General features: G+C 65.6%; 24 protein-coding genes. 7 read left to right on the forward strand and 17 right to left on the reverse strand.

What is annotated here, in order from left to right:
- Positions 1-69 precede the first annotated feature (69 nt).
- Genes ACKTSM_RS10820 through rpmF form a run of 3 tightly spaced genes read right to left on the reverse strand, consistent with a single transcriptional unit; the run spans position 70 to position 2,344 of the window.
- Entirely contained in the window at positions 70-1,047 is a 978-nt protein-coding gene (locus tag ACKTSM_RS10820; RefSeq protein WP_407874660.1) for a beta-ketoacyl-ACP synthase III, read from the reverse strand.
- Positions 1,044-2,135 (reverse strand): phosphate acyltransferase PlsX, encoded by a 1,092-nt coding sequence (gene plsX, locus ACKTSM_RS10825; protein WP_407874661.1) that lies wholly within the window; start codon positions 2,133-2,135, stop codon positions 1,044-1,046. The genes ACKTSM_RS10820 and plsX overlap by 4 nt, the downstream gene beginning before the upstream one ends.
- Positions 2,136-2,161: 26 nt before the next feature.
- On the reverse strand, positions 2,162-2,344 hold the full coding sequence (gene rpmF, locus ACKTSM_RS10830; RefSeq protein WP_407874662.1) for a 50S ribosomal protein L32: 183 nt from the start codon (positions 2,342-2,344) through the stop codon (positions 2,162-2,164).
- A gap of 230 nt (positions 2,345-2,574) precedes the next feature.
- Here rpmF and ACKTSM_RS10835 point away from each other — a divergent pair, with 230 nt between their 5' ends.
- Positions 2,575-2,973: an MAPEG family protein gene (locus ACKTSM_RS10835; RefSeq protein ID WP_407874663.1), complete on the forward strand. Its 399-nt coding sequence runs from the start codon at positions 2,575-2,577 to the stop codon at positions 2,971-2,973.
- A 221-nt stretch (positions 2,974-3,194) separates the two neighbouring features.
- Here the strand turns inward: ACKTSM_RS10835 and ACKTSM_RS10840 are convergent, their stop codons facing one another.
- Both ACKTSM_RS10840 and ACKTSM_RS10845 read right to left on the reverse strand, forming a co-directional pair.
- A complete protein-coding gene (locus ACKTSM_RS10840) occupies positions 3,195-3,836 on the reverse strand; it encodes an MBL fold metallo-hydrolase (RefSeq protein WP_407876356.1) in 642 nt (213 codons plus the stop codon).
- A 36-nt stretch (positions 3,837-3,872) separates the two neighbouring features.
- Positions 3,873-4,556: a helix-turn-helix transcriptional regulator gene (locus ACKTSM_RS10845; protein WP_407874664.1), complete on the reverse strand. Its 684-nt coding sequence runs from the start codon at positions 4,554-4,556 to the stop codon at positions 3,873-3,875.
- Between the two features lie 121 nt (positions 4,557-4,677).
- Here ACKTSM_RS10845 and ACKTSM_RS10850 point away from each other — a divergent pair, with 121 nt between their 5' ends.
- Both ACKTSM_RS10850 and ACKTSM_RS10855 read left to right on the forward strand, forming a co-directional pair.
- Complete coding sequence (locus ACKTSM_RS10850) at positions 4,678-4,911, forward strand: hypothetical protein (protein WP_407874665.1); 234 nt, start codon at positions 4,678-4,680, stop codon at positions 4,909-4,911.
- The gene (locus tag ACKTSM_RS10855) at positions 4,901-5,335 is read left to right on the forward strand and encodes a hypothetical protein (protein WP_407874666.1); all 435 of its coding nucleotides are present in this window, start codon (positions 4,901-4,903) and stop codon (positions 5,333-5,335) included. Before ACKTSM_RS10850 ends, ACKTSM_RS10855 begins: the two co-directional genes overlap by 11 nt.
- A gap of 21 nt (positions 5,336-5,356) precedes the next feature.
- Here ACKTSM_RS10855 and ACKTSM_RS10860 read toward each other — a convergent pair whose 3' ends face one another.
- The 9 genes from ACKTSM_RS10860 to ACKTSM_RS10900 form a co-directional block, all read right to left on the reverse strand.
- On the reverse strand, positions 5,357-6,796 hold the full coding sequence (locus ACKTSM_RS10860; RefSeq protein WP_407874667.1) for an aldehyde dehydrogenase family protein: 1,440 nt from the start codon (positions 6,794-6,796) through the stop codon (positions 5,357-5,359).
- A gap of 26 nt (positions 6,797-6,822) precedes the next feature.
- A complete protein-coding gene (locus ACKTSM_RS10865; protein WP_407874668.1) occupies positions 6,823-8,481 on the reverse strand; it encodes an acetolactate synthase large subunit in 1,659 nt (552 codons plus the stop codon).
- A gap of 212 nt (positions 8,482-8,693) precedes the next feature.
- Complete coding sequence (locus ACKTSM_RS10870) at positions 8,694-9,632, reverse strand: D-2-hydroxyacid dehydrogenase (protein ID WP_407874669.1); 939 nt, start codon at positions 9,630-9,632, stop codon at positions 8,694-8,696.
- Positions 9,629-10,252 carry a class I SAM-dependent methyltransferase gene (locus ACKTSM_RS10875; protein WP_407874670.1) on the reverse strand — a complete coding sequence of 208 codons (624 nt, stop codon included), beginning with the start codon at positions 10,250-10,252 and terminating at the stop codon, positions 9,629-9,631. Before ACKTSM_RS10875 ends, ACKTSM_RS10870 begins: the two co-directional genes overlap by 4 nt.
- Complete coding sequence (gene cysS / locus ACKTSM_RS10880; RefSeq protein WP_407874671.1) at positions 10,249-11,673, reverse strand: cysteine--tRNA ligase; 1,425 nt, start codon at positions 11,671-11,673, stop codon at positions 10,249-10,251. The genes ACKTSM_RS10875 and cysS overlap by 4 nt, the downstream gene beginning before the upstream one ends.
- 33 nt (positions 11,674-11,706) lie before the next feature.
- Positions 11,707-12,369, reverse strand: a complete 663-nt coding sequence (locus ACKTSM_RS10885; RefSeq protein WP_407874672.1) for a nitroreductase — start codon at positions 12,367-12,369, stop codon at positions 11,707-11,709.
- 50 nt (positions 12,370-12,419) lie between these two features.
- Complete coding sequence (cobT, locus tag ACKTSM_RS10890; RefSeq protein WP_407874673.1) at positions 12,420-14,285, reverse strand: cobaltochelatase subunit CobT; 1,866 nt, start codon at positions 14,283-14,285, stop codon at positions 12,420-12,422.
- 52 nt (positions 14,286-14,337) lie between these two features.
- Positions 14,338-14,991, reverse strand: coding sequence for a fructose-6-phosphate aldolase (gene fsa, locus ACKTSM_RS10895; RefSeq protein WP_407874674.1), 654 nt, complete (start codon positions 14,989-14,991; stop codon positions 14,338-14,340).
- A 112-nt stretch (positions 14,992-15,103) separates the two neighbouring features.
- Positions 15,104-15,799, reverse strand: a complete 696-nt coding sequence (locus ACKTSM_RS10900) for a DUF4197 domain-containing protein (protein ID WP_407874675.1) — start codon at positions 15,797-15,799, stop codon at positions 15,104-15,106.
- A 57-nt stretch (positions 15,800-15,856) separates the two neighbouring features.
- On the opposite strand from ACKTSM_RS10900, the gene ACKTSM_RS10905 reads away from it, so the two are divergent.
- From ACKTSM_RS10905 to ACKTSM_RS10915, 3 genes are read left to right on the forward strand one after another with little or no spacing between them, the layout of a single operon-like run.
- The gene (locus tag ACKTSM_RS10905; RefSeq protein ID WP_407874676.1) at positions 15,857-18,022 is read left to right on the forward strand and encodes a primosomal protein N'; all 2,166 of its coding nucleotides are present in this window, start codon (positions 15,857-15,859) and stop codon (positions 18,020-18,022) included.
- Between the two features lie 35 nt (positions 18,023-18,057).
- A complete protein-coding gene (locus tag ACKTSM_RS10910) occupies positions 18,058-19,635 on the forward strand; it encodes a cryptochrome/photolyase family protein (RefSeq protein WP_407874677.1) in 1,578 nt (525 codons plus the stop codon).
- Positions 19,636-19,637: 2 nt separating this feature from the next.
- Entirely contained in the window at positions 19,638-20,270 is a 633-nt protein-coding gene (locus tag ACKTSM_RS10915) for a glutathione S-transferase family protein (protein WP_407874678.1), read from the forward strand.
- A gap of 8 nt (positions 20,271-20,278) precedes the next feature.
- On the opposite strand, the gene ACKTSM_RS10920 is transcribed toward ACKTSM_RS10915, so the two are convergent.
- The 3 genes from ACKTSM_RS10920 to ada are packed head-to-tail and all read right to left on the reverse strand — an operon-like array spanning position 20,279 to position 22,454.
- The gene (locus ACKTSM_RS10920) at positions 20,279-20,671 is read right to left on the reverse strand and encodes a nuclear transport factor 2 family protein (protein ID WP_407874679.1); all 393 of its coding nucleotides are present in this window, start codon (positions 20,669-20,671) and stop codon (positions 20,279-20,281) included.
- Complete coding sequence (locus ACKTSM_RS10925; RefSeq protein ID WP_407874680.1) at positions 20,661-21,413, reverse strand: isocitrate lyase/phosphoenolpyruvate mutase family protein; 753 nt, start codon at positions 21,411-21,413, stop codon at positions 20,661-20,663. The genes ACKTSM_RS10920 and ACKTSM_RS10925 overlap by 11 nt, the downstream gene beginning before the upstream one ends.
- Positions 21,414-21,416: 3 nt before the next feature.
- Positions 21,417-22,454, reverse strand: a complete 1,038-nt coding sequence (ada, locus tag ACKTSM_RS10930; RefSeq protein ID WP_407874681.1) for a bifunctional DNA-binding transcriptional regulator/O6-methylguanine-DNA methyltransferase Ada — start codon at positions 22,452-22,454, stop codon at positions 21,417-21,419.
- Positions 22,455-22,572: 118 nt separating this feature from the next.
- On the opposite strand from ada, the gene ACKTSM_RS10935 reads away from it, so the two are divergent.
- On the forward strand, positions 22,573-24,195 hold the full coding sequence (locus ACKTSM_RS10935) for a trypsin-like peptidase domain-containing protein (RefSeq protein ID WP_407874682.1): 1,623 nt from the start codon (positions 22,573-22,575) through the stop codon (positions 24,193-24,195).
- Positions 24,196-24,258: the final 63 nt, after the last annotated feature.

Consider the following 24,258-nt stretch of genomic DNA (forward strand, 5'->3'; position numbering starts at 1 on the left):
GAATATTTCAGGAAATCGCAATGTCGGCCGGCGTTTTTTTCCCGGCCGCGCGCTGCGATGGCGCGCCGATCAGATCCGGACGAGGCTGGCGCCCCAGGTGAACCCGCCGCCCATCGCCTCGAACATGACGAGGTCGCCGCTCTTGATCCGCCCGTCGCGCCGCGCGACATCGAAGGCCAGCGGGACCGAGGCGGCCGAGGTGTTGGCGTGAGAATCGACCGTGACGATCACCTTTTCAGGCGCGATGCCAAGCTTTTTCGCGGTCGCATCGAGGATCCGCTTGTTCGCCTGGTGAGGCACGATCCAGTCGATGTCTTCCGCCGAAATGCCAGCATCTTCAATCACTTCGTACAGGACGCTCGACAGATTGGCGACTGCGTGGCGGAACACTTCGCGGCCCTTCATGCGCAAGTGGCCGACCGTCTGTGTGGTCGAGGGCCCGCCATCGACAAAAAGCAGGTCGTGCTGCGCGCCATCGGCATGGAGCCGGCTCGCGAGCACGCCCGGGCCGCCCTTGCTTGCCGGGTTCGCGGCATCGGGCGCTTCGAGCACCACCGCCCCTGCCCCGTCTCCGAACAGGACGCAGGTGGTGCGGTCTTCCCAGTCGAGGATGCGGCTGAAGGTTTCCGCCCCGATCACCAGCGCGCGGCTCGCCGATCCGGTGGCGAGCAGCGAATCGGCCGTGGTCAGCGCATAGAGAAAGCCCGAGCACACCGCGTGGACATCGAAGGCGATCCCGCCATTGCAGCCGAGCGCGTGCTGCACCTTGGTGGCGCTGGCCGGAAAGGTGTTGTCGGGCGTGGCGGTGGCAAGGATGATGAGATCGATATCGCTCGCTTCGATGCCGGCATCATCGAGCGCGGCCCTGGCAGCGGCGGTGGCGAGGCTCGAAGTGGTCTCTCCCTCGCCGGCGATGTGGCGCTGGCGAATGCCGGTGCGCTCGACGATCCATTCGTCCGAGGTATCGACCCGGGCTGCCAGTTCGGCATTGGTGACGACGCGGCTCGGCAGCGCCGATCCCGATCCCAGCACGCGCGAACCTGTCACGCCGCGGCTCCCGGCTCGCTCTCGCCCGCCGCCTTGCCGTTCGTGCGCAAGGTCGCCTCGCCCAGTTCGGCAAGGTCGTCGGAAATGCGCTGGGTAAGATTGTCCTCAAGCAGGCGCGCGGCGACATTGACCGCCTGCGCCACGCCCTTGTCATTGGCGCTGCCATGGCTTTTGACCACCACGCCGTTGAGGCCGAGGAAGACCGCGCCATTGTGGTTGTTGGGGTCGAGATGGTGGCGCAGCAGCTCGGTCGCAGGGCGCGAGACGAGAAAGCCGATCTTCGAGCGCAGCGAACTGGTGAAGGCCTGGCGCAAGAGGTCGGTCACGAAGCGCGCCGAACCCTCGATCGCCTTGAGCGCGATATTGCCCGAAAAGCCGTCGGTCACTACGACATGGGTTTCGCCGCGATTGATCTTGTCGCTTTCGACGAAGCCGGCAAAATCCATCGCCAGGCCCGATCCCTCGCCCGAAGTCGCCTCGGTCAGGCGCGCGGCGGCATCGCGCAGCGCATCGGTGCCCTTGATTTCCTCGGTGCCGATATTGAGCAGCCGCACGACCGGCTTTTCGAAGCCGGTGACGATCCGCGAATAGGCGGCGCCCATCACCGCGAACTGGACGAGGTTGCGGGCATCGGCCTCGGTGTTGGCACCAAGGTCGAGCATCACCACGTCGTGCGGTTCGAGCGTCGGCATGATCGCGGCGAGCGCCGGCCGGTCGATCCCGGGCATGGTGCGAAGCGCGAGCTTGCTCATCGCCATCAGCGCGCCGGTATTGCCCGCGCTGACCGCGGCGCCGGCATCGCCGTTTTTCACCGCGTTGACGGCCAGGCCCATGCTGGTGGTCTTGGCCCGGCGGATCGCGCGGCTGGGCTGTTCGTCGCCGCTGATCACGTCGTCGCAATGCAGGATTTCGGACGCGCCCGACATGCCCGGATGGGTTTCGAGCGCGCGCTTGATCCGGGTCTCGTCGCCGACCAGCAGGAACTTGAACTTGTCGTGAGCACGGCGCGCCATTGCCGCGCCATCGACCATGGTCCGGACGCCTTCGTCGCCGCCCATCGCGTCAACTGCGATACGCGGGAGAGTCATGCGCCTGGTCCTTCTTCAGTTACGGCTCAGATGCCCTTGGGCACCATCACTTCGCGGCCGTTGTAATAGCCGCAAGCCGAGCACAGGTTGTGCGGACGCTTGAGCTCGCCACAGTTCGAGCATTCCTGGAATGCCTCGACCTTGAGCGAATCGTGCGCGCGGCGATTGCCACGACGGTGCGGTGATACTTTTCTCTTGGGGACTGCCATGGCTGAGCCACTTCCTCAAATAAACGTGCTATTGCGCGGGGATAAGCCGCGCCATTGTCTCGGTGACCGCCTCTAGGGCAAGGGCGCGATCCGCACAAGCTTGCCTTGCGCGATTGCGTCCGTGCCGGTTGTGGCGGGAAGGCGCGCGATATAGCGGAAAAATCAGCGGTTGCAAGCGGTGTGGAGCCGCGCCACTGATGACGCAACAAAAGTGCTAGAGGGGACACGACTTGGATATCATTCTTCCGGTTACGCTGGCGAGCGCTGCTGCGGCGGCGATTCTCAATGTCTGGCTGTCGATCCGCGTGGGCGCGGTGCGGCGCGCCCTGGGAATCAGCGTGGGCGATGGCGGCGCGGTCAACCTGCAGCGGCGGATGCGCGCCCAGGCCAATTTCGTCGAGAACACGCCCTTCGTGCTGGTGCTGATCGCGGGAATCGAACTGACCGGCAAGGGCGCGCCATGGCTGTCCTATGTCGCCGCGCTCTATATCCTCGCCCGCGTGCTCCACGCCTACGGCATGGATGGCGGCAACATGGCCTGGGGCCGGATGGTCGGCACGATCGCGACACTGGTGGTGTTGCTCGGCCTCGGCATCTGGGCGGCGCTGATCGCGGGGCGGGTGCTTTAGAAGAAGGGTTGTTTTTGCGCGCCGGCTGCGGGCGGGCGGTCGCCCTTGCGGCGCTGTGCGCCGTGCTCCCGCGACCAGGGCCGGGTCTATACCGTGAGGCCGGGAATGGTTCGGCCCGCGACCAGCGGGCCGCGAGCGCACGCGCGCGAGCCGCAGGTGCCTGACTGAGCGAAGCGAAGGAAGAACAGCACCGAGGAGTTCGCCCGGATGGGCGAACACAACTACGACAACGCGTGATCGCTCACGAAGGCGTTGGTCTTGCGCTCCTGGCCGAACGTGCTGGTTGGCCCGTGGCCGGGAATGAACATCACGTCCTCGCCAAGCGGCCAGAGGCGCTGGGTGATCGCGTCGATCAGATCCTGGTGGTTGCCGCGCGGGAAATCGGTGCGGCCAATGCTGCCCTGGAACAAGACATCGCCCACGATCGCGAAACGGCTCGGCTCGTGGAAGAAGACGACATGGCCGGGCGTGTGTCCGGGGCAGTGGATCACGTCGAGGGTCAATGCGCCCACCGTGACGGTGTCACCGTGTTCGAGCCAGCGGTCGGGCGTGAAGCTGCGCGCTTCCATCCCGTAGCGCGCACCGTCATTGTCGAGCCGTTCGATCCAGAACAAATCGTCCCGGTGCGGTCCCTCGATCGGCAGGCCCAGTTCCTCGGCAAGCATTCCGGCCTGTCCGCAATGATCGAGATGGCCGTGGGTGATGAGGATCTTTTCCATCTCCACACCCGCCTTGGCGATGCCGTCCTTGAGCTTGTCGAGATCGCCGCCCGGATCGATCAGCGCGGCCTTGTTGGTCGCGGTGCACCAGATCAGCGAGCAGTTCTGCTGCAAGGGCGTCACCGGGATGATCGCGGCCTTCATCGGCGGGGTCTTGGTCGTTTCGGTCATGGGTGCGATCTAGATACGCCCGCCTTTCCACACAACCCGCCCGATCACCTCGATCTCCTCGGCATCGACCTCGACCGGCGGATAGGCGAGGTTCTGGCTCAGCAGCGAAACCCGCCCCGCCGCCCCGCGCGCGACGCGCTTGACCATCAGCGTGTCATCGAGCCGCACCACGTGGACCCCGTCGCGAAACGGACGCGGAGCGCGATCGATCAGGATTTCGTCGCCATCGCGCAGCAGCGGCTCCATCGAATCGCCCTCGACCGTGATCGCCGATAGCTGCGCATCCGCCAGCCCCTGCTCGGCAAGCCAGCGGCGCGAGAAACGGAAGGCGTCGAATGCCGCTTCGTGGGAGGGGAGCGCGCCCGGCCCCGCCGATGCCCCGATATCGAGCCGCTGCACTTCGACCCAATCGCGCGAATCGCCCGTCCTAGGGGTTTGCGCGTAGGATTTTTCCTGTGCTGCATCGCCCGGACCGCCCAGCTCTCTTTCCGCCACCCCGAAGAATCGCGCCAGCGTCCGGCGATCGCCCTCCTCGAGCTTGCGCGGGCTGCCTTTGCGAATGAATTGCTGGAGATAACTGGCATTGCGGCCGAGCATTTCCGACAGGCTGGCAAGGCTCGCCCCGCGCTCCTGCGAAAGATCGAGAAGGCGCTGGCGAGCGGGGTCGGCGAGAGGTGTGGCGGGCTGGGTCATGCTTTTTCCTAGACGAAAGATTTTTCCTAGACAAGTAGGATTTCGCGTGGAACGTTTAGTGAACATCGGGCGATTCGCAGCGTCCGGTGCTCGTCCGAAAAACCATCACAGGGGGTCATTCATGCTTCTGCGCAAAGTCGAACAATTTCTCGCCCGTCACGACATGCCGGCGACCAAGTTCGGGCGGCTCGCCGCTCACGATCCGCGCTTCGTGCTCGACCTCAGGATGGGACGGATCCCGCGCGATGCGACCGAGCAGCGCACGCTTCGCTGGATGGACGAATACGAATGCGATCCGCGCTCCGCCCTGCTCCCCCGCGACCTCGAAACGAAGGGTTTCTGCTATGCTGTTTGATGCCATCCAACCCGGTGCCGACGCGCCGCTCGCCCCGTTCGAGACCAAATCGGGCGCGCCGCAGGATGCGCCCGCAAGCGGTCCCCGGCGCAGCCGCCGCTATCGCCCGCGCCGCACCACCGCCGACCGCGTGCGCGAGGCGCTGCTGATGCTGGCAGAGGGACGCGCGAGCCTGCTCACCCACGAGGAAAAGCCGTGGCGATCGATCACCTTTGCCGGAACGCGCCACGAGATCATGCTCGATTTCGAAGGCGAGGTAGCGGTCGCGGTGGGCGAGGAATTCATCGCCCGCCTGCCCGATCACGAATTCACCATTCCCGGGCAACTGGTCGCCGATGCGACCGTGCGCGAGGTCGATCACCGCTTCGGCGCGGACCAGCGCATGGTGGTCACCGCGGTTCTGCTGCTGCTCGAGGAAAGCTGAACGCGCGGCGCTCGCGGCCCGTCAGGTCCTGCGCACCACGAGGTTCCGGATCTCGCTCATGTCCTCCATGGCGAACCGGATCCCCTCGCGGCCGATGCCCGAATCCTTCACTCCGCCATAGGGCATGTTGTCGACCCGGTAGCTGGGCACGTCGTTGATGACGATCCCGCCGACATCGAGCCGGTCCCAGGCTTCGAACATCTTGAACAGGTCGCGGGTGAAAATGCCCGCCTGGAGCCCGAAGACCGAGCGATTCACCTCGTCGAGCGCGGCGTCGAAATCGGAGAACTTCTGCAAGACCGCGAGCGGGCCGAAGGCTTCCTCGTTCAGGGCCTTGGCATCGCGGTGGACGTTTTCGAGCAGTGTCGCCTCGAGCATGTTGCCGCGCGACAGGCCCCCGCCGCAAAGCAGGTCCGCCCCGCCCTCGACCGCCTCGTCGATCCAGCCCTTGAGCCGGCTCGCCTCGCCATTGGAGATCATCGGGCCGATAAAGGTCTCGCGGTCCTTGGGATCGCCCGCGACCAGGGTCTTCGCCTTGTCGACGAGCATGTCCCTGAAACGGTCATAGACCTTCTCGTGAATGATGATCCGCTGGACCCCGATGCACGACTGGCCCGACTGGTAGAATGCGCCGAAGATCACCCGTTCGAGCGCGTCGTCGAGATCGGCGTCCTCGTCGATGATCACCGCGGCATTCCCGCCCAGTTCGAGCACCACCTTCTTCTTGCCGCAGCGCGCCTTGAGGTCCCAGCCCACACCCGGCGAACCGGTGAAGGACAGGAGCTTGAGCCGCTCGTCGGTGGTGAACAGGTCGGCCCCGTCGCGGCTTGCCGGAAGCACCGAGAACGCGCCTTTGGGCAGGACATCGCATTCGGCCAGCACCTCGCCCATGATGATCGTGCCGAGCGGGGTCTTGGAAGCCGGCTTGATGATGAACGGGCAGCCCATCGCGATTGCCGGGGCGATCTTGTGCGCTGCAAGGTTGAGCGGGAAGTTGAACGGCGAGATGAAGCTGCACGGCCCGATCGGGTAGCGTTTCCACATCGACTGGTAGCCCCTGGCGCGCTCGGAAATGTCGAGCGGCATGACCTCGCCGTAATTGCGCACCGCTTCCTCGGCGGCGATCCGGAAGGTGTCGATCAGGCGGGTGACCTCGCCCTCGGAATCCTTGATCGGCTTGCCCGCCTCGACACACAAAGCATAGGCAAGCTCGTCGAAGCGTTCCTGAAAACGTCTGACGCAATGCATCAGCACATCCTGCTTTTCGTAAGAGGCGAGCCGCGCCATGGCCTCGGCCGCCTCGACATTGCCGACGATCGCCCGGTCGATCGTCTCCGGATCGGCAAGCGCGACGCGGAAGGCGACCTCGCCGGTATATTTGTCGGTCACCTCGAGATCGGCATTGGGCTGCTCGGCCCTGTTGTTGAGGTAGAGCGGATAGGTGTCCTTGAGCGTGGGCATGGCCGCGCCTCCTTTCGCAGTCAGGCTCAAAGCTTGGCGCTCAGTTCCTTGATGTCGTGGTTCAGGATCTGGTCGTTCTCGCTGTAATCGACCGGGCAATCGATCAGGTGGACGCCGGGCGTGTCGCGGCAATGGGCGAGCAATTCGGTGAGGTGCTCGCTGCTTTCGACCCGGTGTCCCTTCGCGCCGTAACTTTCGGCATAGGTGACGAAATCCGGATTGCCGTAGGTCAGCCCGAAATCGTCAAAGCCCATATTCGCCTGTTTCCAGCGGATCATGCCATAGGCATCGTCGCGCAGGATCAGCACGGTCATGTTGAGGCCCAGCCTGACCGCGGTCTCCATCTCCTGGCTGTTCATCATGAACCCGCCATCGCCGCAGATCGCCATGACCTTGCGATCGGGATAGAGCATCGCGCTCATCATCGCCGAGGGCAGCCCTGCCCCCATGGTCGCCAGCGCGTTGTCGAGCAGCACGGTGTTGGGAAGATAGGCGGTGTAGCCGCGCGCGAACCAGATCTTGTAGACCCCGTTGTCGAGGCAGATGATCCCGTCATGCGGCATGCAGTCGCGCACCTGCTGGACGAGATGCGGCGGGAAGATCGGGAAGCGGGTGTCCTCGGCCAGCTTGCAGGTATGGTCGAGCTCGGCCTGGTGATAGGCGAGCACGTGGTCGAAATTCCAGCTGCGGTTGGGGCTGATGTCTTCCTTGATCTGCCAGATTGCGTTGGCGATGTCGCCGATCACCTCGATCTGGGGAAAATAGACCGGGTCGACCTCGGCGGTCCGGGTCGAGACGTGGATCACGGTCATGCCGTCATCCTTCATGAAGAAGGGCGGCTTTTCGATCACGTCATGGCCGACATTGATGATGCAGTCGCTGTCCTCGACCGCGCGGTGGACGAAATCGCCCGCCGAAAGCGCCGCGCAGCCCAGGAACTTTGGGTGGCGCTCGTCGATCACGCCCTTGCCCATCTGGGTGGTGAGGAAGGGGATGCCGGTCTTCTCGACGAATTGTTCGAGCATCCGCCCGCACAGCTTGCGATTGGCGCCCGCGCCGATGACGATGACCGGGCACCTGGCCTGTTCGATCGCCTTGACCGCGGCGCGCACTGCCTTGGGCTCGGCGCTGGGGCGGCGGGCGACACTCTTGGGCAGCGGCTTGAAATCGGTCGCCTGCTCCTCGGCGATGTCCTCGGGCAGTTCGATCAGGGTTGCGCCGGGCTTTTCCTCTTCGGCAAGGCGATAGGCCTCGCGCACGCGGCTGGGGATGTTGTCGCCGGCGGCGATCTGGATCGAATACTTGGTCACCGGTTCCATGAGGCTGACGATATCGACGATCTGGAAACGGCCCTGTTTCGATTTCTTGATCGGCTTCTGCCCGGTGATCATCAGCACCGGCATCCCGCCCAGTTGCGCATAGGCGGCGCTGGTCACGAAATTGGTCGCCCCCGGACCGAGCGTGGCGACGCACACGCCGGTCTTGCCGGTGTGGCGGCCATAGGTCGCGGCCATGAAGCCTGCCCCCTGTTCGTGCCGGGTGAGGATCAGCTTGATCGATTTCGACCGGCCGAGCGAATCGAGGAAATCGAGATTTTCCTCTCCCGGTACGCCGAAGATGTATTCGCAGCCTTCGGCCTCGAGGCATTCGATAAAGACGTCCGATGCTTTCCTGGATTCGCTCATATTTCCCCCCCACAGGTGTGCGCGTCACGCGCGGGATGCGCGCTGCTGCGCGGGGGACATCGAAACTTCAGCCCCCCAAGAACACGGCCCGCGTTTCCCCCGCGACCGGCGTCCTTCTTGCGCGACCGGGCCATGCAGGGCCGGGCCGGGCAGCCGAACTATCGCAGGATTTGGCGAAAATCCAAGGGCAACGGCGGATAATCCGGTCCGGATCAGTAGCCCAGGCGTGGATCGAAGACGGGTTCGACCGGCTCGCCCCTGCGATAGCGCTCCAGATTGGCGAGGAAGCGTTCGGCGCTGCGGGCGAACATCTTGTCCTGCGCGCGGCCCGAAAGGTGCATGGTCACATGGGCATTGTCGAGCGCCCATAACTTATGGTCCTCGGGCAGCGGTTCGGGCGTGGTCACATCGAGGAACGCCCCGGCGATCGCCTTCTTCTCAAGCGCGTGCACCAGCGCCGGCTGGTCGATCACTTCGCCGCGCGCGATGTTGACGATCACCGCGTCCGCTTTCATCGCCGCGATCTCGTCCGCGCCGATCAGGCCCTCGGTCTCGGGCGTGGCCGGCACGGCGAGGATCACCCAGTCATATTCGCCGAGCCGTTCGCGCCATTCGTCGGGGCCGAGCACGCCCTCCCCGCCCGAGCGCCGCACCACGCTGACCGCGACATCGAACGCTTCGAGCCGCGGCTTGATCAGCTTGCCGATCGCGCCATAGCCGAGCAGCAGCGCGCGCGAGCCTGCCAGTTCGCGCTTGCCGGGAGAATCGAGCAGCCATTCGCGCCGTTCCTGCGCGCGCACCACCTCGCGATAGCCCTTGGCGATGGTGAGCATCCCCATCACCGCATATTCGGCGATGGTGATCGCGTTGATCCCCGCGCCATTGGTGACGGTGATCCCGCGCTCGATCAGCACGTCCATCGGCAGGAAATCGAGCCCGGCATAGATCGAGTTGAGCCATTTGAGATCCTTTGCCGCGCGCAGGGTCTCGGCCATGGCCTGCTGGTCGTTCATGTCGAACCATCCGATCTCGGCTCCGTCGACCGCCTCGATCGCTTCTTCTGGAGTCATGAACCAGCGCACGTCGAGATCGGAATCGAGCCGGGGTTCGAGCAGCGGACGAATGAGGCCGGAAATGGCGAGACTGGTCATGGCGTTCCTTTGCGAAAGGCGGCCCAGGTGAAATTCTGCGCCGCGCCCGAAGGGGTCACGTGCACTTCACTCCAATCGGCGAGCGGGCGCAATGCGCGATCGAATTCGCGCGCCAGATCGGAAGCGCTGTATTGGCGGATTTCCAGACCGCTGCACGCCTGCGGCCCGTCAGGCGCGAAGGTCGCGAACAATGCGAGACCGCCGGGGGCGAGCGCCGCTTCCAGCGCGCGTCGATAGCTTGCCCGGTCAGCCGGATCAGTGAGGAAATGAAACACCGCGCGGTCGTGCCAGATGTCGTAGCGCCGGGCGGGCCGCCAGCGCGTGATATCGGCCGCGATCCATTCGATCGCCTCGGCCCTCTCGCCAAGCGCCGCGCGCGCATGGGCGAGCGCGGCATCCGAGATGTCGAGCGCGGCGAGATCGCGCCAGCCCGCTTCGTGAAGCGCGCCGACCAGCGGCGATGCGCCCGCGCCGACATCAATCAGCGACTGGCCGGATGACGCGCCAAGCCGTTCGAGCGCGGTGAGCGAGGGGGTCGGCTGCGGCTGGTACCAGCTGACCGTCTCGACCCTCTTGTGGGTATAGACCGCCTGCCAATGCTCGCGCCGCGCCTTGCTCACCCCAGCTTCCACTCCCAGCCGAGCGGATCGCCGTCCATCACCACCACGCCCGCTTCGGCAAGCTCGTCGCGAATCGCGTCGGAGGCGGAGAAGTCCTTGTCCGCGCGCGCCTGTTTGCGGCGGGCGAGCGCGTCATCGATTTCAGCCTCGGTGATGGTGGCGGTCTTGGGCCGGATGCGAAGGTCCGCGCGGGTGAGGTCGAACAGGCCGAGGCCGAGCACGGCGTCCATATCCTCGGCCACTGCGCGCTTGATTCCGGCATCGACCTTCTTGACCGCGAGCACGTCCTCGAGCGCGGTGAGCGCGATCGGGGTGCCGAGGTCATCGCGGATCGCGGCCTCGAACTTGTCGAGCGCGGGAGCGAATTTGGGATGCTCTGCCTCGGGCTGCGGTTCGGCATCGGCGAGCCGTTCCACCGCCATCACCATCCTCTTGAGGCGGGTGAGCGCGGCATCGAGCCCTTCCCAGCTGAATTCGAGCTCGCTGCGATAATGCGCCTGGAGGCACATGAGCCGGTAGGCGAGCGGGTGATAACCGCGATCGACCAGCGCCTGCAGCGTCAGGAATTCGCCTGTGCTCTTCGACATCTTGCCGCGGCGATCGATCAGGAAATTGTTGTGCATCCAGATATTTGCCGCACTGTGTTCAGAGCAGTTGTGCGCCTGGTTCTGGGCGATCTCGTTGGGATGATGGATCTCGCGGTGGTCGATCCCGCCGGTATGGATGTCGAAAGGATGGCCGAGCAGTTCGGCGCTCATCACGCTGCATTCGAGATGCCAGCCGGGCGCGCCGCGACCCCACGGGCTGTCCCATTCCATCTGGCGGTTCTCGCCCGGTGGGGTCTTGCGCCAGATCGCGAAATCGGCCGCGTTGCGCTTGCCCGAAACCTCGTCGATCCGGCCTTCCCCGTCCTCGGTGACGGCGCGCGCCAGCCGCCCGTATTCGGGCACGGTCGAGACGTCGAAATACAGCCCGCTATCGAGGAGATAGCAGTGCTTTTCCTCGATAGCCTTGCCCCATGCGATCATGCTCTCGACGTAATCGGTGGCGCGCGGGTGAGCGGGCTTGCGCACGTTGAGCCGGTCGAGATCGGTTTCGAACACCTGCTGGTAATAGCGCGCAATGTCCCACGCGCTCTTCCCTAGCTGCGCGGCGGCCTTTTCCATCTTGTCATCGCCCGCATCGGCATCGCTCGTCAGGTGGCCGACATCGGTGATGTTGATGACATGGGTGAGGTCATAGCCCTTCCAGCTCAGCGTGCGGCCGAGCGTATCGGCAAAGACATAGGCGCGCATATTGCCGATATGCTGGTAATTGTAGACCGTCGGGCCGCAGGTATAGACCTTCGCCTTACCCTCGTGGATCGGACGAAAGGGTTCGAGCTCGCGGGTGAGCGAGTTGAAGAGCTTGAGGTCAGTCATTTGTCTGCGCTTTGCTGTCGCGGACTGCCAAGGTCAATCCCAGCCGAGAAACTTCACGTGCTCGTCGAGCGGCACGCGCTCGCGTTCGAAATTGTTCACCGGCGCATCCGGGTCGCGATAGCCGATCGCCATGCCGCAAAACAGCAGGTAGCGATCATGGTCGAGGCCGAGATGATCGCGGATCACATCGGCATAGAGCGCCATGTATTCCTGGAAACAACTGTCGAGCCCTTCTTCGCGCAGCAGCAGCGCGACAGTCTGGAGCCACATGCCGGTATCCGACCATTGCGCCTCCTTCATCAGCCGCGGAAAGAAGGTGAACATCACCACCGGCGCATCGAAGCTGGTGGCGTTGCGCGCCATCGCCTTCATCCGCCCCTCGCCATCATCGCGCGCGATCCCCATGGCGCCGAACATGCCGCGCGAGACGCCGTGGAGCCGCTTCTTGTAAGCCTCCTCCTGCCCCGGAGCGGTCCAGTCATATTCTGCCTTTTGCGGCGCGGTCGTGGTGAGCTTCTCGCGCAAGTCCGCCAGCGGTTTGCCGGTCAGCACCGCGGCCTCCCACGGCTGATAATTGCACCCCGATGCGGCCCAGCGCGCGGTGTCGAGCACGCGTTCGAGCGCGGCGAGATCGACCGGCTTGTCGAGAAAGGCGCGGATCGAGCGGCGGGTGGTGACGGCCTCGGTAACGTTCATGGCGAAATGCCTAACAGCTGCGTTTCCAAACGCAACCGGTCGAGCGCGCGCTAGCGCCTGCGGCGGCTGGCCGGCGCGCTCTTGTCGTCCTCAAACAGTTCGGCGAGCTGTTCCATGATCGTGCCGCCCAATTGCTCGACATCCATGATGGTCACCGCGCGGCGGTAATAGCGGGTGACATCGTGGCCGATCCCGATTGCCACCAATTGCACCGGCGAGACGTTCTCGACCCATTCGATCACGGCGCGCAGATGGGCTTCGAGATAGCCCGCGCTGTTGACGCTCAGAGTGCTGTCATCGACCGGCGCTCCGTCGGAAATGACCATCAGGATGCGGCGCTCCTCGGGACGGTGGACAAGGCGGCTGTGCGCCCACAGCAGCGCCTCACCGTCGATGTTTTCCTTGAGCAACCCCTCGCGCATCATCAGGCCGAGATTGCGGCGCGCGCGGCGCCACGGCTCGTCGGCCTGCTTGTAGATGATGTGGCGCAGGTCGTTGAGCCGGCCCGGCCCTTCGCCGCCCGGCCCCTGCGGCTTGCCATCGGCGAGCCATGCCTCGCGGCTCTGCCCACCCTTCCAGGCGCGGGTGGTGAAGCCCAGGATCTCGGTCTTGACCCCGCATCGTTCGAGCGTGCGCGCCAGGATATCGGCGCTGATCGCGGCGATCGAGATCGGCCGCCCGCGCATGGAGCCCGAATTGTCGATCAGCAGAGTGACGATCGTGTCGCGGAACTCGACATCGCGTTCGACCTTGTAGCTCAAGGCGGTGCCGGGCGAGACCACCACCCGCGCCAGGCGCGCAGCATCGAGCACGCCTTCTTCCTGGTCGAAATCCCAGCTGCGGTTCTGCTGCGCCATCAAGCGGCGCTGCAGGCGGTTGGCAAGCCTCGTCACCACGCCCTGCAAGCCGGTCAGCTGGCTGTCGAGATAGGCGCGCAGCCGTTCTAATTCCTCGGCATCGCACAGCTCGTCGGCCTCGATCTCCTCGTCGAAACGCTCGGTATAGGCGCGGTAGTCAAGCCCCTCGGGAATGTCGGCCTGCGGACGGTTGGGCCTGACCGGTGCCTGCGAGGAATCGCCTTCTTCGCCCGCTTCGCCCTGCTCGACATCTTCCTCGGCCGCCATTTCGCCATCGGCGTCGCTGTCGCCTTCGCCCTCGGCCATCTCGCCCGCCATCTCGGCCGATTGCGGATCGGCATCGCCCTCGTTCTGCTCGTCGCCGGACTGTTCGTCCTCTTCTCCCTCGTCCTCGTCCGAATCCGCGTCCTCGGTGTCCTCGGGATTTTCGGTGGGGCGGGTGAGATCGAGATCGCGCAGCAGGTCGAGCGCGAGTTTCTGGAAGGCTTCCTGGTCGCCGAGCTGATCGAGAAGACCGGCAAAGTCATCGCCCACCGCGCCCTCGATGCCTTCGCGCACCAGGTCGATCCCGGCGCGCGCGCGCTCGGGAATGGCCTCGCCGGTAAGCTTCTCGCGCAGCAGCAGCGACAGCGCGGTCTGGATCGGCACTTCGGACGAATTCTGGGCTCGCGCGATCGGGTCCGACGCGGTGCGCAGTTCGGTCGCTGCGTCGAGATTGGCCCTGATCCCTTCGAACCGGTTGGCGCCGAGCGCTTCGTAGCGGACCTGCTCGATTGCATCGTAGCAGGCGCGCGCGACCGGTTCGGGCGGCGCGGCAGAGGCGTGGAGGCCGGCATCGTGGTGGCGCAGCTTGAGCGCGAAACTGTCGGCAAAGCCGCGGGCTTCGGTCACCTGTTCGCTCGGCAGGTTGCGCGCAGGCAGCGGCACGCGGAAGCGGTTTCCCGAAGCCCCGGGCACGTCCGCGCTCCAGGCGACCTCGACCTCGCCATCGCGCGCGATCGCTCGGGCGGCGCCGGTCAGGGCCTGCTTGAAGGTGTCGAGAGGTGTTTCTTCGGCCATCGGTCGCGTGGTCTGCTGGATGCGGGGCGGCGCAGCGGCCGCCCGGTCATGTTCAGATGATGCTCTGCCCGGTCGCCTTCCAGTCCTTCAGGAACCCGTCGATCCCCTTGTCGGTGAGCACGTGCTTGAACAAGGCATGGATCACCTTGGGCGGCGCGGTCATGACATCGGCACCGATCTTGGCGCTTTCGAGGACGTGATTGGTGTGGCGCACAGATGCGACGAGGATTTCGGTGTCGAACAGGTAATTGTCATAGATCAGGCGGATGTCGCGGATGAGGTCCATGCCGTCAAAGCCGTTGTCGTCGTGGCGGCCGACGAAGGGCGAGATGAAGGTCGCCCCCGCCTTGGCCGCGAGCAGCGCCTGGTTGGCCGAGAAGCACAGGGTCACGTTGACCATGGTGCCATCATCGGTGAGAGCGCGGCAGGTCTTGAGCCCGTCGATGGTCAGCGGCACCTTGATGCAGACATTGTCGGCAATCTTGCGCAGCACCTCGGCCTCTTTCATCATTGTCTCGTGATCGAGCGCGACGACCTCGGCGCTGACGGGGCCATCGACGATGGAACAGATTTCCTTCGTCACTTCCATGAAATCGCGGCCCGACTTGTGGATCAGCGAGGGATTGGTCGTAACCCCGTCGAGCAGGCCGGTGCTGGCGAGTTCCCGGATGTCATCGATCTCGGCGGTGTCGACGAAGAATTTCATGGCGGCCTGTCTCCTGGCGTTTTCGGATTGCGATTCGTAAGCGCCTGTTGGCACAGCGCGGCGCGTCCCGCCAGTCAGGCAAGAGCGCCGCCCCCTGTTCGGGCCTTCCGGGTCAGATTCGCGCGCCGGCTCCGAACACGCCGATCAGCAGCGGATCGCCGGTCGATTCGGGATCGGCGCGGATCGCGGCTTCCTCGTTGCCGATTTCGGTCCAGATCGCGTCATCGACATTGCCCGCGAGCCCTTGTGCGATGCCGCCGATATCGGTGCCGGTCGCCGCGTCGAGCAATTGTGCGACCAGCGGGTCCGACGCGATCCGGATCGCCTCGCCCAGTTCGGGCACCAGCTCGTCGATCAGCCGCCCGCCCATCTCGCCGCGCAGGGCAGTGGTGGCCGCGCGCGGGCCGCCGCGCACGAGGTCTATCGCGTTGCGCAGGCCGATCACGCGCACCGCATCGGTGACGATGGGCGCAGCGCGGAAGGAGGCATCGATGGCGATATCGGCAAAGGCATCCTCGAGCCGGTTCTTGAACAGCCCCGAGGTCAGGATCCGGCTGAGCACGTCGCCGCGCATGCCGAGCATGTTGCCCAGCCCCAGCCGCGCGACCTGTTCGTCCCAGTAACCGTCTGGAGCGGTGAGCCGGGCAAAGGCATTCTCGCTCGATGTCAGCAACAGGCGGCGGACCGCCTCGGTCAGGCTGAAACCGGGAATGCTCGCACAGGCGGGCAGAGCGAGCAGCAAGGCGCCCGCGCCTGCGCCGCGCATGATCGTGCGGCGGTCGGTGGATTGGTGGAGAAGTTCGGTCATATCGCTATTCCTTGCCCTTGTGGTTATCCAAACATTCCTTCCTATGTCCCGGTTCCGATGAACCGCGTCCGTATCCTTGTCCTGAATGCCGCGCTCGGCCCGCTCGATTACAGCGTTCCCGGCGACATGGCTGTCGAACCGGGCAGCGTGGTGATCGCTCCGCTGGGTCCGCGCACGGTGACCGGCATCGTGTGGGACGATGGGCGCCTGCCGGGCAATGACGTGCCTGCTTCGAAACTGCGGCCCCTGCGCGAGATCGTGCCGGTCCCGCCGCTTGCCGCGCCCTTGCGCCGGCTGATCGAGTGGACCGCCGATTATTACTGCGCCCATCTCGCCAGCGTCGCGCGCATGGTCTTGTCGAGCGGCGGCGCGTTGGGCGGGCCGACGGTCACCACCGAATACCGGTTGTCGGGCGGCGCGCCCGAGAGGATGACCGCGCAGCGCGAGCAGGCCATCGCCGCGCTCGAAGGCGAACAGGGCACGATCCGCGAACTGGCCGCGATCGCAGGCGTCTCCGAAGGCGTGCTGCGCGGGCTGGTCAACCAGGGGGCGATCGAGCCGGTGAGCGTGTCGATCGACCGCCCCTATCCGCCCGCCAATGCCGATTACCATCAGCCCAGCCTGTCGGACGACCAGATGGCGGTCGCGAAGGAACTGGTCGATGCGGTGAACGCGCGCGGTTTTGCGCCCTTCCTGCTCGACGGAGTGACCGGATCGGGCAAGACCGAGACCTATTTCGAACCTGTGGCGCAGGCGATCCGGATGGGCCGGCAGGTGCTGGTCCTGCTGCCCGAAATCGCGTTGACGGAAAACTTCCTCGCCCGCTTCGAACAGCGCTTCGGCGCAGCGCCGGTGCAGTGGCATTCCTCGCTCAAATCGACCGAGCGCCGCCGCGCCTGGCGCGCGATCGCATCGGGCGATGCGCAGGTCGTGGTCGGCGCGCGCTCGGCATTGTTCCTGCCCTATGCCGACCTCGGGCTGATCGTCGTCGACGAGGCGCACGAGGTCAGTTTCAAGCAGGATGACGGGGTGCGCTACAACGCCCGCGACGTGTCGGTGATGCGCGCGCGCTTCGAGGAGATACCGGTGGTGCTCGCCAGCGCCACGCCCGCGCTCGAAAGCCTGCACATGGCCAATAGCGGGACCTATCGGAAGCTCGAACTGCCAAGCCGGTTCGGCGGGGCGGAACTGCCCGCGATCCACCTCGTCGACCTGACGCGCGAAAAACCCGCTTCGGGCCGCTGGCTCGCCGCGCCACTGATCGAACGGCTAGAGGAACGGCTGGTGGCGGGCGAGCAATCGCTGCTTTTCCTCAACCGGCGCGGCTATGCCCCGCTGACCCTGTGCCGCAATTGCGGCCACCGCTTCCAGTGCCCCAATTGCAGCGCGTGGCTGGTCGAACATCGCCTCTCGGCCCGGCTCGCCTGCCACCATTGCGGGCTCGAGACCCGGCCGCCCGATGCCTGTCCCGAATGCGGCGAGGGCGATTGCCTCGTCGCCTGCGGCCCGGGTGTCGAACGGATCGCCGACGAGGTCGCCGAGCTGTTGCCCGAGGCGCGTGTCGCGGTCGCCACTTCGGACACGCTCGGCAGCCCCGAACGCGCGGCGCGCTTCATCGCCGAGGTCGAGGCGCGCGCGATCGACGTGATCGTCGGCACCCAGTTGGTGACCAAGGGGTTCCACTTTCCCGAACTGACGCTGGTGGGCGTGGTCGATGCCGATCTCGGGCTGGAAGGCGGCGATCTGCGCGCGGCCGAGCGCACCTATCAGCAGGTCGCGCAGGTCGCCGGGCGCGCGGGCCGCGGGGCCAAGCCGGGCGAAGTCCTGATCCAGACCCGCCATCCCGACGCGCCGGTGATTGCCGCGCTCGCGGACGGCGACCGCGACGCCTTCTACGCCGCCGAGACCGAGGCGCGCCGCGATGCAGGCGCCCCGCCCTTTGGCCGCTGGGCGGCGATCATCATCTCGGCCGAAGACGAGCGCGAGGCGCGCGAGGCGTCGGTGCGGCTGGGCGACACCCGCCCCAGTGCCAGCGACCTGATGATCCTCGGCCCGGCCCCTGCGCCGCTGGCGCTATTGCGCGGGCGCTATCGCTATCGCTTCCTCGTCAATGCGCGGCGCAGCGCGAACCTGCAGGATACGCTGCGCGACTGGCTCGGGCGGCAGGAGGTCCCGCCCGGCGTGCGGATCGGCGTCGACATCGACCCCTATTCCTTCGTCTGAGGCACATATCGCGACCTCGACCGTTCGGTAGGCATATGCCAGCCGACAATCCCGTTCTCGTTCCCGTCCTGGGCGACCAGCTCACCCGCACGCTTGCCTCGCTGCGGGAGCGGACCAAGGACGACACCGTCATTCTCATGATGGAGGTCTGGGACGAGGCGACCTACGTCAAGCATCACAAGCAGAAGATCGCGCTGATCTTTTCGGCCATGCGCCATTTCGCCGCCGAGCTCGAAGACGCTGGCTGGACGGTCGATTACGTCACGCTCACCGACGAGGACAATTCGCACAGCTTTTCCGGCGAAGTCGCGCGCGCCATCGAACGCCACGATCCGCGCAGCCTCCACGTCGTCGAGGCGGGGGAGTGGCGGGTGCAGCAAGCAATCGAGGAATGGCCCGACAAGTTCGCCTGCGAAGTCGAAATCCTCCCCGACGATCGCTTCATCTGCTCGCACGCCGAATTTCGCGAATGGGCCGAGGACCGCAAGCACCTGACCATGGAGCATTTCTACCGCGAGATGCGCCGCAAGACCGGCCTGCTTATGCGTTCCGACGGCAAGCCCGAAGGCGGGGACTGGAACTACGACAAGATGAACCGCGAGCCGCCCGATGGCGACATGGACGCGCCCGCTCGCCCGCTGTTCAAACCCGACGCCATCACGCAGCAATGCATCGCGCTGGTCGAGGACCGGTTCGGCGACCATTTCGGAAGCCTCGAAAGCTTCGGCTGGCCGGTGACGCGCGACGAGGCCGAGAAGGCCGCTGACGCCTTCTTCGCCGAACGGATCGAGAAATTCGGCCCCTACCAGGACGCGATGGTCCACGGCGAGGACGACCTCTATCACTCGATGCTATCGACCAGCATCAATTGCGGGTTGCTCGACACGCTCGAACTGTGCCGCCGCGCCGAGGAGGCCTACGAGAAGGGCAAGGCCCCGATCAATTCGGTTGAGGGCTTCATCCGCCAGATCATCGGCTGGCGCGAATTCGTGCGCGGCTTTTACTGGTACAACATGCCCGGTTTGCAGAGCGACAACGAGCTTGGCGCGCACCGCCCCCTGCCCGAGTTCTTCTGGACCGGCGAGACCGATATGCGCTGCCTTTCAGACTGCATCCGGTCGACCCGCGACAATGCCCATGCGCACCACATCCAGCGGCTGATGGTGCTCGGCAATTTCTGCCTGATCGCCGGGATCGATCCGCGCGCGGTGCAGGACTGGTATCTCGTCGTCTATGCCGACGCCTATGAATGGGTCGAACTGCCCAACGTATCCGCGATGATCCTCTATGCCGATGGCGGCGAGCTTGCGACCAAGCCCTATGCAGCGAGCGGCAATTACATCAACAAGATGAGCGATTATTGCGGCGAGTGCCGCTATTCGGTGTCCAGGAAGACCGGTGAGGATGCCTGCCCGTTCAACCCGCTCTACTGGCATTTCATGGAGCGGCACCGCGATACGCTCAAGTCGAACCACCGGATCGGGCGGATCTATGCGACCTGGGACCGGATGGAGGATGATCGCAAGCGCGATTATCTCGACACCGCGCAGGAGTTCCTTGATCGGCTGGAGCCGGCCAGCAAAGGCTGGGCACGAGACTATCAGGAGTCCTGAACATGCTGACCATCCACCATCTTCGCATCTCGCAATCCGAACGCATTGTCTGGCTTTGCGAGGAACTGGGGATCGAATACGACCTGAAACTCTACAACCGCGATCCCGAAACGCGGCTGGCGCCTGCCGAGCTAAAAGCCATCCACCCCATGGAAGTCGCCCCCGTCATCACCGATGGCGACCTCGTTCTCGGCGAAAGCGGGGCGATCGTCGAATATATCGTCGGCAAATATGCGCCCGAAACCGATCTGGTGCCCGGTCCCGACGATCCCGACTTCGCCGATCACCTCTACTGGTTCCACTTCGCCAACGCGACCTTCATGACCAATGGCATGATGCAGATTGCGGTCAACGCGGTCGGCGCTGACATGCCGGCGCCGCTGATGAAGCGGGTGACCAATGCCTGGGCGCAGATCGAGCGGCGGCTGGGCGAGGCCGACTATTTCGGCGGAAGGCGGCTGACCACCGCCGACATCATGATGGTGTTCCAGCTCACCACCAGCCGCGCATTCAGCGAGATGGGCATCGATCACATGCCCAATCTCAAAGCCTATCTGAAAAGGATCGGTTCGCGCGAAGCCTATCGCACCGCGATGGCCAAGGCCGAACCCGGTTTTCCGCCCAAGCTCGACTGATCGCCGCGTCAGCCGGGCGAAAGCGCCGCGATCAGCCCGGCAGCGGCGCCGCTGTCGAGATATTCGCGCAATGCGGTGATCCTGCCGCCTTGGACCTCGCCGACGACGCAGGCATGGATGGCGAGCGCGCTGCCATCGGGCAAGGTGCCGCGCACCACGTGCTCCTCGACGAAGCCGGTCGGGGTCGGTTCGCACAACGCGTCCTCATAGCGGAAATCGGGGACGGCTGCGCGAACGGCGGCGGTAAAGCGCAGCAAGCTCGCCACGTCCATCGCCTTGCCGCCGTTCTGCTGTCCGCGAAACCCCTCGGCGCACAGCGCGCGGGCGGTGTCGAGATCGCCTGATGCAAAGGCGTCGAAAAGCTTGCGACCGATCGCGACATTTTCGTCTTCAGCCTTCATGGGAAAACGCCGCCTTCGCTGCTGCGGTGACCCCGGCCATCGCATCGTGCCAAGGCGCGCCGCCATAGCTGATCCGCGCAACCCCGAGCCGGGCCAGTTCGGCATTGTGCGCCATATCAGGCAGCCGCATCACATTCACCGGCAGCGCGACATTGTCGCAAAGCTGCGCGATAAGGTCGCTGTCACTCAATCCGGGAATGAAAAAGCAGTCCGCGCCTGCGCGCTGATAGGCGGCCGCGCGCTCGATCGCGGCGTGGACCATTTCGACCTGGTTGGGGTCCTTGCCTGCCTTCATCGGCACGAGGAAGATATCGGTCCGGGCATTGACGAAAAGCCCCTCGGCGCTGACCGCGGCAATGCGTTCGACCTGTTCGTCGATCGCCCGCAGCCCGCCTGCACGGATCAGCCGGTCTTCCAGATTGCAGCCGATCACCCCGGCATGGGCAAGCGCCGAGGCATTGCGGCCGAGATCGGCGAGATTGGTGGCATAGCCCGCTTCCATGTCGATCGTGATCGGCAGGTCGACCGCATCGGCGATCTGCTGCGCGGTCTCGACCAGCCGGGCAAAGGGCATGTGCTCGCCATCGGCATAGCCCTGCGCCCCGGCGACCGAATGGCTGCCGGTCGCGATCGCCCTTGCACCCGCCTTCGCCACCGCGACAGCGCTGCCCGCGTCCCAGACATTGAACAGCACCAGCGGGTCGCCCGGCCGGTGGAGTGCGGCAAATTCGCTTTTGGTCATGGCTCAGCTCCCACCTTCGCGCCTGAGCAGCTCGGCCTTGATGTCCGGCCCATAGGCATAGCCGCCCAGCGACCCGTCGGACTGTACCACGCGGTGGCACGGGATCAGCACGGCGATATTGTTCGCCCCGTTCGCGCCGCCGACCGCGCGGCTGGCCTTGGGATTGCCGAGCGCGGCGGCCAGATCGCCATAGCTGCGCGTTTCGCCCGGCGGGATTTCGCGCAGGGCCTGCCACACGCGCTGCTGGAAGGCGGTGCCCTTGATATCGAGCGGGATCGCGGAGTGATCGCCCGCAGGCTCCTCGACCGCGGCGACGACCTGTTCGAACAGCGTCCGCATCTCCTCGCCTGCCGGCTTGAGCTCGGCCTTGGGAAAGCGCGCGCGCAAATGCTCCTCGTCCTCGCCAAAAGAGAGGCAGCACACCCCCTTCTCGCTCGCTGCAAGGAGCATCGCTCCGAGCGAGGTGGGGATGATGCTCCAGTGGATCACCCGGCCCTCGCCGCCACCACGCCAATCGCTCGCGCTCATGCCCATCTTGCCTCCCATCTGCTCGTAAAACCGCGAAGGGGCCGAAAAGCCTGCATCGTATAGCGCGCTTGTCACGCTCGCCCCTTGCGCGAGCGCGGCCCGCACCTTCTCTTCGCGCAGCGCGCGCGCGAACCCTGCCGGCGAAAGGCCCACCGTGCGCTTGAACAGGCGCTGGAAATGGGTCGGCGAATAGCCGGTCAGCTCGGCCAGTGCGTCGAGCGTGTGCGACCCATTTTCGCGGATCGCGGCGATCGCGGCGAGCACGCAGGCTTCCTCGGCACTCTGGGTGTTGGGCGAACAGCGCTTGCAGGCGCGCAAGCCCGCAGCCTCGGCATCCTCGGGCCGCGCGTAGAAACGCACATTGCGGCGCAGCGGCGCGCGCGCAGGGCACGATGGGCGGCAATAGATACCGGTCGAATGCACGCCTGTGACGAAGGCGCCGTCATAGCGGCGGTCCTTGGCCAGCGCGATTTGCCAGCATTCGTCATCGGATAGGGTCTTGGTGTCGGTCATGGCTGCCGCTTGTCGCTTCATTCGGGACTAAAGGCTTCCCGAAGCTTGCGGTCAATGTGCACGGCACACATTCGCTTTGGTTCTTACGACTGCGCCAAGACCGTCTATAGAGAGGTCCATGACTTTCGATTCACGCCGGCTGGCAGATGCGCTTGTTGCGCGTCTCGGCCTTGCCCTTGCGCTTCTTGCCTGCACCCTCCTTCCCGCTGCCGCGAGCGCCGATCCGGGCGATGTCGATGCCGCCGCGCGCGGCGTGGTGCGCGTTGTCCTGATCGATTCGAGCGGCGGCGAGGTCGTGCCGGTCACCCATGGCAGCGGTTTCGCAGTCGCGCCGCGGGTGATTGTGACCAATGCCCACGTCATCCGCGAAGCGTTGCAGGACGACACCTTGCGCATCGGGATCGTGCCGGGCGAAGGCGACGCCACGACCTTTGCCACCCCGATCGCGGTCAGCCCGCGCAACGACCTTGCCTTGCTCGAGATCGCGGAAGGGTCGCTGCGCCTGCCCCCGCTCACCATTGCCGGCGGCGTGACCGGCGACATGGGCGAGGTTTCGGCGGTGGGATACCCGATGAATGTCGATCTCGCCCAGGGGCTGGACATGCGCGACATCTTCCGCGCCCAGCCGCCGGTGAAGAGCCGCGGTTTCCTGTCGGGCCAGCGCCCCAGTCGCCAGTTTGACACGATCCTCCACACCGCCCCGATCGCGCGGGGCAATTCGGGCGGGCCGCTGCTCGATGGCTGCGGGCGGGTGCTTGGCGTCAACAGTTTCGGAGCGGATTCGGACGGGTCCGATGCGGAGTTCTATTTCGCGGTCTCCCTGCGCGAATTGCTTCCCTTCCTGCGTGAGAACGGGATCGAGCCCGCGGTCAACGCGCTCGCCTGCACCTCGATCGACGCACTCGACGCGGCCGAACGCGCGCGCTTCGATGCCCAGCGCGCCGATGCCCGCGCACGGGTCGAAGCGAGCGAGGCCGAGCTGCGCGAACGCCGCGCAGCGGCGCGGATGCAGGCACAGGTCGAGGTGATGGAGGAGCGCGACAACGCCATGGGGCTGGCAGTGGTCCTGCTGCTGGTCGGCATCGGGTCGGGCATTGCCGCCGCGCAATGGCGCGCGGGGCTTGCCGACAAGCCGGAAAACCGCAACCGGGCGATGATCGCCGCAGCGGTCGCGGGCGTGGCAATCATCGCGACCGCATTGGTCTGGGTGACGCGCCCGGGCTTTGCCGAGATCGAGGAGCGCATGGCCGCGATCCTCGGCGAGAGCGAGACGGACACGGACAACACAGACGGCACGTCACCGGTCCAGGGAGCGGGCGACGGCACGCTGATCTGCTCGCTCGTCCCCGAACGCAGCCGGGTCACCGGGGCGCGCACCGACGATGTCGAGTTCGACTGGGCTGCCGATGGTTGTGTCAACGAGCGCACCCAATATGGCCTCGTCAACGGCGCGTGGACCCGGATCTTCGTGCCGAGCACCGAGGACGCGGTCTCGGTCAATGTCTACGATCCCGATGCCCGCACCTTCCGCACCGACCGCTATCTGCTCGGTCGCACGGCCATGGAAGAAGCGCGCGAAGCCCGCCGCGCCTACGATCCGCCGGCCTGCGGGGTTTCGGGCGCGCCAATCATGGTGGGCGAGCAGCAGGGCGCGCTGCTCGCGCTGCTGCCCGATCGTCCCAATGAAAGGCTGGTCTATACCTGCGTGGCCAAGGCTGGCGGCGCGGGCGGCGAGCAATAAGCGCCCGGCCCCGGAATCGGATCGGCCGCACGCTCAGCTAAGAGCACGCGGCCGATCGCCCCT

Origin of the sequence: Qipengyuania nanhaisediminis, from assembly GCF_045862805.1 — a bacterium.
Lineage (GTDB): Bacteria > Pseudomonadota > Alphaproteobacteria > Sphingomonadales > Sphingomonadaceae > Erythrobacter > Erythrobacter nanhaisediminis_A.